A 9,000-nucleotide genomic window follows, 5' to 3' on the forward strand; every position below is an offset into this window, starting at 1 on the left:
CACGGCCTGGGCCGTCGTCCGGTTCGCCGCGCAGACCGTCTTGCCCTTCAGCGACGGGCCGTAGGAGGTGGCGGGGGGGTGCTCGGCCCCCCCCCCCCCCCCCGGCGGCGGGGGGGCGGGGGGGCGCCCCCCGCCCCCCCGGGGGGGGGGGGGGGGCCCTGAGTCGGTCAGTGTGGCCGTCCTGCCGGGGGCGGGGCGGCCGGTGGGGGTGTCAGTGGACCTCGCCCATCATCTTCACGACCTTCTTGCGGTACACCCAGATGGCGAGGCCGGCCAGCACCGCCAGGGTCGCTTCCGCGGCGACCACCCCTTCGCCGCTCAGGTCCACGCCGGCGATGGAGAGTAGCCCCGTCGTACAGTCGCCCGCGGTGGTCGCGAGGAACCAGACGCCGAGCATCTGGCTGGCGTACTTCTCCGGGGCCATCTTGGTGGTGACCGACAGGCCCACCGGGGACAGGCACAGCTCGCCCATGGTCTGGAGCATGTAGATGGAGAGCAGCCAGCCGGGGCTCACGGTCGAGCCGTCGCCGCTGTTGGCCATGCTCATCGGAATGACGAAGACGAAGAACGACGCACCCGTGAGCACCAGCGCCATGGCGAACTTCACCGTGGTGTTGGGCTCCTTGTTGCGGCGGGCCAGCGCCAGCCACATCCAGGCGAAGACCGGTGCGAGCGCCATCACCCAGGCCGAGTTGACCGACTGGAACCAGGACGACGGGAAGTGGATGCCGAACACGTTGTCCGCGGTCTTCGTCTCGGCGAAGGCCGACAGCGTCGAACCGCCCTGGTCGAAGATCATCCAGAAGACGGCGGCGGCGGCGAAGAGCCAGATGTAGCCGCTGACCTTGGTCTGTTCGAGGTCGGTCAGCTCCTTGTCCCGCTTGATCCGGGTGAGCACCGCGATCGGGATGACCAGACCCGCGATGGTGATCGGGACGAGCGCCCAGTTGAGCGTGAAGTGGCCGGTCAGGGTCACCACGGCGTAGAACGCGGCGGTGATCGACGTCCAGATCAGGCCCTTCCGCAGCCAGCTCTTGCGCTCTTCGATGTTGAGCGGGGTCGGCACCTGGCTGGAGAGCGGGCTCAGGTGGCGGGTGCCGATCAGGAACTGGGTCAGGCCCAGCGCCATGCCGAGCGCGGCGATGGCGAAGCCGAGGTGCCAGTTGACCTCCTGGCCCACCGTGCCGATGATTAGCGGCGCCGCGAAGCCACCCAGGTTGATGCCGATGTAGAAGATCGTGAAGCCGCCGTCGCGGCGCGGGTCCTCGGGGCCGTCGTAGAGCTGGCCGACCATCGTGGAGATGTTGGCCTTCAGCAGGCCGGAACCGAACGCGACGAGCGCCAGACCCCCGAAGAAGGGCAGTTGGCCGGGGACCGCGAGCAGCAGGTGGCCGGCCATGATGATGCTGGCCGCGATGGCCACGGTCTTCCGCGGGCCCCACACCCGGTCGCCGAACCAGCCGCCCGGCATGGCCAGCAGGTAGACCATGGCGAGGTAGACGGAGTAGATGGCGACCGCGTTGGTCTGGCTCATCTCCAGGCCGCCGCCCTGGCTGCCGTCCTTCGAGTCCGGCCCGCCGGAGATCAAGTAGAGGACGAGCAGGGCCCGCATGCCGTAGAAGCTGAAGCGCTCCCACATCTCGGTCATGAAGAGAGTGGCCAGGCCACGAGGGTGGCCGAAGAAGGTCTTGCCGCCGTCCGCAGGAGATCCCTGCTTGGCCGCGCCCTTCGTCAGGCTGGACGCCATGGTTGTTCCTTGGGGGGCTCGGGACGCGAGACCAAGACGGCTAGCCGGTATCAAGATCACGCGCCCGTTCGGGTTACCGACACCGGTGACGCGTCGTCCCAGGGGGGCGGCACCCTGGAGGGGAGCCGGGAGGACGGCCGCGCCGCCGGGCTGTGCGTCCCCGCGCGTGAGGCACGCGGCGAACTGGGCCGGCAGGTCATTCACTGTGTTCGGACGAGACTGGTGGCTCCAGCCCCACGCACAACAGAAACGCTTGGCGCGTCTTGCGATCCAAAGGTCTCAGGGCAGTGCTACAGACGTTCCGTCACCATACGCCAGACGTGGGGCACGAATGGAAGGCGTTGAGACGTAACTCACGACACATGGCAGCAACATTTTGCCGCGTATTTAGGCGGTGTCGGAGATGCGGCTACGAGCGGTTGATAAGGGTGTATCCCGCCGTGAGTGGTGCTCTCCCGGCGCAGCGGGCAATTGCCCCGTACGGGCCTCTGGTTGGGCGGCACGGGGCGCGTTCCGGCGGGGCGCGGGCGGGCGCCCACCGAGGGGCGTGGCAGCGCGCACCGGCGTGCCGGCGGCGCCCGCGCGGGCCGCAGGGCGTGCTGTGGAACACAGGGTGTGCTGGGACACGTGGTGCGGTGTGGCCGGGTGGGGGCGCCGGGGCGGGGGATGTGCGGTGCCCGACGGAGATCGACGGCCGCGCGGGACGGCCCGCCGCACGTCCGCCGAGATGAGGACGCAGGCCCCGCCCTGCACCGGCCGGTCGCGGACTACCATTCCCGCATGACCCGAGTACTGCTCGCCGAGGATGATGCGTCCATCTCGGAGCCGCTCGCCCGCGCCCTGCGCCGCGAGGGGTACGAGGTCGAGGTGCGCCAGGACGGACCCACAGCGCTGGACGCCGGTCTGCAAGGCGGTGTCGACCTCCTCGTCCTCGACCTCGGCCTGCCGGGCATGGACGGCCTTGAGGTGTGCCGCCGGCTCCGCAACGAGGGCCACGGCTTTCCGGTGCTGGTGCTCACGGCCCGCGCCGACGAGGTGGACACCGTTGTCGGCCTCGACGCCGGCGCCGACGACTACGTGACCAAGCCGTTCCGGCTCGCCGAACTGCTGGCCCGCGTCCGGGCCCTGCTGCGCCGCGGCTCGGCCGAGGCCCAGCAGCCGCAGCCGGCCACCCACGGCGTACGGATCGACGTCGAGTCGCACCGGGCCTGGATGGGCGACGAAGAGCTCCAGCTCACGGCCAAGGAGTTCGACCTGCTGCGGGTGCTGGTCCGGGACGCGGGCCGGGTCGTGACCCGCGACCAACTGATGCGCGAGGTCTGGGACACCACCTGGTGGTCGTCGACCAAGACGCTCGACATGCACATCTCCTGGCTCCGCAAGAAGCTGGGCGACGACGCCGCCAACCCGCGGTACATCGCGACGGTGCGCGGCGTGGGGTTCCGGTTCGAGAAGAGCTGAGAGGGACACTGGGCGCCGCGCGGGACGCAGGGTCCGATGCCGGGCCGGGCGCCGGGCGGGACCTCGGGCCAGGCGCCGAACGGGGTCTCCAGCCAGGCTCCGACCTCGTCACCCCGCGGGACCCGACTCCGGACCCCGCACCGGAACACCCCGGCCGGCCTGCCGACCCGAACGCCGGCGGGCAGGCCGTCCTGAACACCGGCCGGTAGGCCGTCCCGAACGCTGACCCGAACACGGTAGTGGAGCCATGCGTCGCCGTCTGATCAACTCCACGCTCGCGGTGGTACTCGTCGTCATCGCCGTCTTCGGCGTCTCCCTGGTCATCGTCGAGACCCGCACCATCGAGAACAGCGCCCAGGAGAGCGTGGAGTCCGAGGCGCTGCGGCTGGTGAGCATCGTGGACGGGCGGCTCATCGGCGGTGAATCGGTCACGCCCAAGGTGCTCAGCGACCAGATCACCACCGACAGGTACGCGCGGATCACGCTGCCGGGGCGGCCCACGCTGGAGATCGGCGACCGTCCCTCGGGCGGCGTCATCGTGGCCGAGGAGCGTGGTGCCCAGGGCGTCGAGGTCCGGGTGGAGGAGTCGCACAGCACCGTCGGCCGGGAGATCGGCCGCACCCTGTTGATCATTCTGGCGGTGGCGCTGCTGGCCATCGTGGCCGCCGTCATCCTCGCCGTACGCCAGGCGCACCGCCTGGGCGCGCCGCTGACGGACCTGGCGGAGACCGCCGAGCGGCTCGGTTCGGGCGACCCGCGCCCGCGGCACCGGCGGTACGGGGTGCCCGAGTTGGACCGGGTCGCGGACGTGCTCGACGCCAGTGCGGAGCGCATCGCGCGGATGCTGACCGCCGAGCGGCGGTTGGCCGCCGACGCCTCGCACCAGCTACGGACGCCGCTGACCGCGCTCTCCATGCGGCTTGAAGAGATCACGCTCACCGATGAGCCGGAGACGGTCAAGGAGGAGGCGACGATCGCGTTGACGCAGGTGGAGCGGTTGACGGACGTGGTGCAGCGGCTGCTGACCAACTCGCGCGACCCGCGCTCGGGCTCGGCCGTCGCCTTCGATCTGGACGAGGTCGTCAAGCAGCAGGTCGAGGAGTGGCGCCCGGCCTACCGCGGCGAGGGGCGGGCCATCGTCCGCTCCGGCAAGAACGGGCTGCGCGCGGTCGGCACCCCGGGCGCGGTCGCCCAGGTGCTGGCGACGCTGATCGAGAACTCGCTGATGCACGGCGGCGGCACGGTCGCGCTGCGCACCCGGGTCACCGGCAACCAGGCGGTGGTGGAGGTTTCCGACGACGGCCCCGGCGTCCCGCCCGACCTCGGCGCCCGGGTCTTCGAGCGGACGGTCAGCGGGCGCAACTCCACCGGACTCGGCCTCGCCGTCGCCCGCGACCTGGCCGAGGCGGACGGCGGCCGGCTCGAACTGCTCCAGCAGCAGCCGCCGATCTTCGCCCTGTTCCTGAGCCGCGAGGCGGATGCCGCGGCCATGGGCGAGGCGTGACGGCCGGCTGCGTCACCGACGAGGCGTAGTCGTCGGGTACGGGCGGCGGGTGCGGCGCGGTGGGGCCGGGGCCTGGAGGGGCGCGGTTGGCCGGAGCGCGGCTCCGGAGGGGCACGACCCGGAGGGGTACGGCGCGACGATGTACGGCCCGGCGGGGCACGGACCGACGAGCGCGGCCCGGCGCCGCCGCCCCGGTGCGCTACTTCGTGCGGCCCGCCTGGGCCCGCTCCCGGCGCTCGGCCGTGGTGAGGAAGGACTCGGCGGTCTGCACGGCCTCGCGGGCCGGCAGCGCCCGGAACACCCAGGTCCGGTACGACCAGAAGCGGAAGAGCGTGGCGATGCCGATGCCGAGGAACTTGAAGACGTTGCTCTGGAGCGGGGTGTCCCAGTCGAAGCCGTACGTGGCGGTGTAGAGCACACCGTTCTCGATGACCAGGCCAACCGCGCTGAACAGCAGGAACAGGCTCATTTCCTTGGCCCGGCCGCTCTTGTCGCGATCCCGGTAGGTGAAGTACCGGAAGCCGACGTAGTTGAAGGCGATGGCGACGACCGTCGCGAGGATGCTCGCCCGCACCACCGGCAGCTCGGTGGTCTGCCGGACCAGGTTGAAGACCGCGAGGTTGACGAGGAGGCCCGCACCGCCGACAGCACCGAACTTCGCGACTTCACGCGTGAGCAGTTCCAGCCGCATACGCAGCGCGCGCCGTTCACTCATAGTGATCGTCATACTCCGTATCGCGGTCGCCAGCATTACTCCAACTGCTTCATGCTAACCAGCCGCCGCGCGGCGTGCGCCGCGATGTTGGGGATCGTTAGTGGATCATCGAGCGAACCGGACATGGATGATCCTACGAGGGCAAACGGGGGTCTGCCGGCCGATACGGCTACCCTGGGTGGGTGACGTTCCCTGTGATTGGCATGGTCGGCGGCGGCCAGCTCGCACGTATGACGCACGAGGCGGGCATCCCCCTCGGCGTGAAGTTCAAGCTACTCAGCGACACCCCGACGGACTCCGCGGCGCAGGTCGTCGGGGACGTGGTGGTCGGTGATTACCGCGACCTGGACACCCTTCGTAGCTTCGCACGAGGGTGTGACGTGATCACCTTCGATCACGAGCACGTACCGACCGAGCACCTGTTGGCCCTGGAGGCCGACGGCATCCCCGTCCGACCCGGTCCGCGCGCCCTGGTGCACGCCCAGGACAAGGGGGTGATGCGCGCCAAGCTGACGGAGATCGGCGCCCCGTGCCCGCGGCACCGGATCGTCGCCGACCCGGCCGACGTCGCCCGCTTCGCCGCCGAGGGCGACGGCTTCCCGGTCGTCCTGAAGACGGTGCGCGGCGGGTACGACGGCAAGGGCGTGTGGGTCGTCCGCAGCGAGGCGGACGCCGCCGAGCCGTTCCGGGCCGGCGTGCCGGTGCTGGCCGAGGAGAAGGTCGCCTTCGTGCGCGAGCTCGCGGCCAACGTGGTCCGCTCCCCGCACGGCCAGGCCGTGGCGTACCCGGTGGTCGAGTCGATCCAGGTGGACGGCGTCTGCGACACGGTCATCGCGCCGGCCCCCGAGCTCGACCCGGAGCTGTCCACGCACGCGCAGCAGCTCGCGCTGCGGATCGCCGCCGAGCTGGACGTGGTCGGGCACCTGGCCGTCGAGCTCTTCGAGGTGGCCGGCCCCGACGGCCCGGTGGTGCTGGTCAACGAGCTGGCGATGCGCCCGCACAACTCGGGCCACTGGACCCAGGACGGCGCCGTCACCTCGCAGTTCGCCAACCACGTACGGGCCGTGCTGGACCTGCCGCTCGGCGACCCGCGCCCGCGCGCCCGCTGGACCGTGATGGCCAATGTGCTGGGCGGCGACTACCCCGACATGTACGGCGCCTATCTGCACTGCATGGCGCGCGACCCTGGCCTGAAGATCCATATGTACGGTAAGGATGTGAAGCCCGGCCGGAAGGTCGGCCACGTCAATACCTACGGCGACGAGCTGGCCGACGTGCGCGAGCGCGCGAGCCACGCCGCCGGCTATCTGCGAGGAACGATCACGGAATGACTGCGCCGCTCTTGGGGATCGTCATGGGGTCCGACTCCGACTGGCCCGTGATGGAGGCCGCCGCCAAGGCCCTGGACGAGTTCGAGATCGGCTACGAGGTCGATGTCGTCTCCGCCCACCGGATGCCGCGCGAGATGATCGCGTACGGCGAGCGGGCCGTGGACCGCGGGCTGAAGGCGATCATCGCCGGCGCGGGCGGCGCGGCCCACCTGCCCGGCATGCTGGCCTCGGTGACGCCGCTGCCGGTCATCGGGGTGCCGGTGCCGCTGAAGTACCTGGACGGCATGGACTCGCTGCTGTCCATCGTGCAGATGCCGGCGGGCGTGCCGGTCGCCACCGTCTCGATCGGCGGCGCCCGCAACGCCGGGCTGCTCGCGGCCCGGATGCTCGCCGCGCACGACCCCGAGCTGCTCGCCCGGATGCGCCACTTCCAGGAGGACCTGAACGACCAGGCCACCGAGAAGGGCAAGCGCCTGCGGGCCAAGGTGGAGGGCTCGGGCAGCTTCGGCTTCGCCAAGTAGTTTCGGCGAGCGGTGCGCTGTGCGGTGCGCCGCGTGGTCCGTCGCGCGTTCCGCCCGGCGGTCCGCGCCGCGCACGCGCGCCCCGTACGGGCAGGCCGGCCCCGCGCCCGTACGCGCAGCCCCGTACGCGCAGTGTGGTCCGCACGACCCGCGGCTCCTCCCGTACGCGGCGCCCGGCGCCCCCGTCCGTACGCCCACAGGTCGGCCGGGCCGGGCCCATCGGGGTGGGGGCCTGGTCGTTTAGCGTGGGGGCGGGGCGGGGACCCAACCCCGCGACGACGACGTTGGCCAGCAACGATGGGGATGTGAGTGACCGTGGCACCTGAATCCGCCGGCACCGAGCCGCAGTCCGAATCGGGTCCCGCGGTCCTCGCGCCCGATCCGGAACTGCTCGCCAGGGCGCGCGCCCTGCTCGCGGAGCACCCGGTGGTCGACGGGCACAACGACCTGCCGTGGGCGCTGCGTCAGGTCGGCTACGACCTCGATGCGCGCGACCTCTCCCGCGACCTGAGCGAGCACCAGCACACCGACATCCCGCGACTGCGGGCCGGCGGTCTCGGCGCCCAGTTCTGGTCGGTGTTCGTGCGCTCCGACTTCGCGGGCGACACTGCCGTCAGCGCCACCCTGGAACAGATCGACGTGGTCCGCCGCTTCGTCGACCGCTACTCCGACGACCTGCGGCTCGCGCTCACCGCCGATGACATGGAGGCGGCCAGGGCGCAGGGCCGGATCGCCTCGCTGATGGGTGCCGAGGGCGGCCACTCCATCGACTGTTCGCTGGGCGCGCTGCGCGGCCTGTACGCGCTGGGCGTGCGGTACATGACGCTCACCCACAACGACAACGTGCCGTGGGCGGACTCGGCCACCGACGACCCGGGCGTGGGCGGTCTCAGCCCGTTCGGGCACGAGGTGGTGCGCGAGATGAACCGGCTCGGCATGCTGGTCGACCTCTCGCACGTGGCGCCGTCGACGATGCGGCACGCGCTGGACACCAGCGAGGCCCCGGTGATCTTCTCGCACTCCTCGGCCCGCGCGGTCTGCGACCACGTCCGCAACGTCCCCGACGACGTGCTGGAGCGGCTGGCCGGCAACGGCGGCATCGCGATGGCCACCTTCGTACCGAAGTTCATCCTGCCCGAGGCCATCGAATGGACCCTGGCGGCCGACGCCAACATGCAGGCCAACGGCCTGCACCCGCTGGACACCTCGGCCGCGGGGATGCGGGTGCAGCGGGCGTTCGAGGAGGCCAACCCGCGCCCGCTGGCCACCGCCAAGACGGTGGCCGACCACCTGGACCACATGCGGGAGGTCGCGGGCGTCGACCACATCGGCGTCGGCGGCGACTACGACGGCACCGCCTTCACCCCCGCCGACCTCGCGGACGTCTCCGGCTACCCCACCCTGGTCGCCGAACTGCTCGACCGGCGCTGGTCGGAGGCCGATCTCTCCAAGCTGACCTGGGGCAATGCGGTACGGACGCTGCGCGCCGCGGAGGATGTCGCCCGCGACCTCCAGACCCGCAGGGGCCCGTCGATCGCCACCATCGCCGACCTGGACGGGGCGGACCCGCGCTAACCCGGCGGCCGGGGCCCGTGACCCCGTACCCGTACCCGGTCGCCCGTCGTACCCCGGTACTACGCCCGCCCGCCGCCTCCCGACCGCGGTCTGACGAGCGGCGCCGCCCCGCTGCCTAGCGTCGGTGTGGGCCGCGGGAACGGTCG

At 71.6% G+C, this 9,000-nt stretch carries 7 protein-coding genes; 5 read left to right on the plus strand and 2 right to left on the minus strand.

Annotated features, from left to right (window positions below):
- Positions 1–211 precede the first annotated feature (211 nt).
- A complete protein-coding gene (locus AAHZ94_RS22125; protein WP_349994722.1) occupies positions 212–1,747 on the minus strand; it encodes a peptide MFS transporter in 1,536 nt (511 codons plus the stop codon).
- 780 nt (positions 1,748–2,527) lie between these two features.
- On the opposite strand from AAHZ94_RS22125, the gene AAHZ94_RS22130 reads away from it, so the two are divergent.
- The gene (locus tag AAHZ94_RS22130; RefSeq protein WP_176161976.1) at positions 2,528–3,208 is read left to right on the plus strand and encodes a response regulator transcription factor; all 681 of its coding nucleotides are present in this window, start codon (positions 2,528–2,530) and stop codon (positions 3,206–3,208) included.
- Between the two features lie 247 nt (positions 3,209–3,455).
- Entirely contained in the window at positions 3,456–4,712 is a 1,257-nt protein-coding gene (locus tag AAHZ94_RS22135; RefSeq protein WP_349994723.1) for a sensor histidine kinase, read from the plus strand.
- A 199-nt stretch (positions 4,713–4,911) separates the two neighbouring features.
- On the opposite strand, the gene AAHZ94_RS22140 is transcribed toward AAHZ94_RS22135, so the two are convergent.
- Positions 4,912–5,427, minus strand: coding sequence for a GtrA family protein (locus AAHZ94_RS22140; RefSeq protein ID WP_349994724.1), 516 nt, complete (start codon positions 5,425–5,427; stop codon positions 4,912–4,914).
- 182 nt (positions 5,428–5,609) lie between these two features.
- Here AAHZ94_RS22140 and AAHZ94_RS22145 point away from each other — a divergent pair, with 182 nt between their 5' ends.
- The 3 genes from AAHZ94_RS22145 (at position 5,610) to AAHZ94_RS22155 (ending at position 8,854) form a co-directional block, all read left to right on the plus strand.
- Positions 5,610–6,758, plus strand: coding sequence for a 5-(carboxyamino)imidazole ribonucleotide synthase (locus tag AAHZ94_RS22145; RefSeq protein WP_349994725.1), 1,149 nt, complete (start codon positions 5,610–5,612; stop codon positions 6,756–6,758).
- Positions 6,755–7,279: a 5-(carboxyamino)imidazole ribonucleotide mutase gene (gene purE / locus AAHZ94_RS22150; protein ID WP_349994726.1), complete on the plus strand. Its 525-nt coding sequence runs from the start codon at positions 6,755–6,757 to the stop codon at positions 7,277–7,279. Before AAHZ94_RS22145 ends, purE begins: the two co-directional genes overlap by 4 nt.
- Positions 7,280–7,666: 387 nt before the next feature.
- A complete protein-coding gene (locus AAHZ94_RS22155; RefSeq protein ID WP_349994727.1) occupies positions 7,667–8,854 on the plus strand; it encodes a dipeptidase in 1,188 nt (395 codons plus the stop codon).
- The last annotated feature ends 146 nt before the right edge of the window (positions 8,855–9,000 follow it).

Origin of the sequence: Streptomyces sp. HSW2009 (assembly GCF_040240285.1) — a bacterium.
GTDB lineage: Bacteria > Actinomycetota > Actinomycetes > Streptomycetales > Streptomycetaceae > Streptomyces.

Coding starts and splice junctions, on each gene's coding strand:
- AAHZ94_RS22125 (WP_349994722.1), bottom strand. CDS start 1,747: ATGGCGTCCAGCCTGACGAAGGGCGCGGCCAAGCAGGGATCTCCTGCG.
- purE (WP_349994726.1), top strand. CDS start 6,755: ATGACTGCGCCGCTCTTGGGGATCGTCATGGGGTCCGACTCCGACTGG.
- AAHZ94_RS22130 (WP_176161976.1), top strand. CDS start 2,528: ATGACCCGAGTACTGCTCGCCGAGGATGATGCGTCCATCTCGGAGCCG.
- AAHZ94_RS22135 (WP_349994723.1), top strand. CDS start 3,456: ATGCGTCGCCGTCTGATCAACTCCACGCTCGCGGTGGTACTCGTCGTC.
- AAHZ94_RS22140 (WP_349994724.1), bottom strand. CDS start 5,427: ATGAGTGAACGGCGCGCGCTGCGTATGCGGCTGGAACTGCTCACGCGT.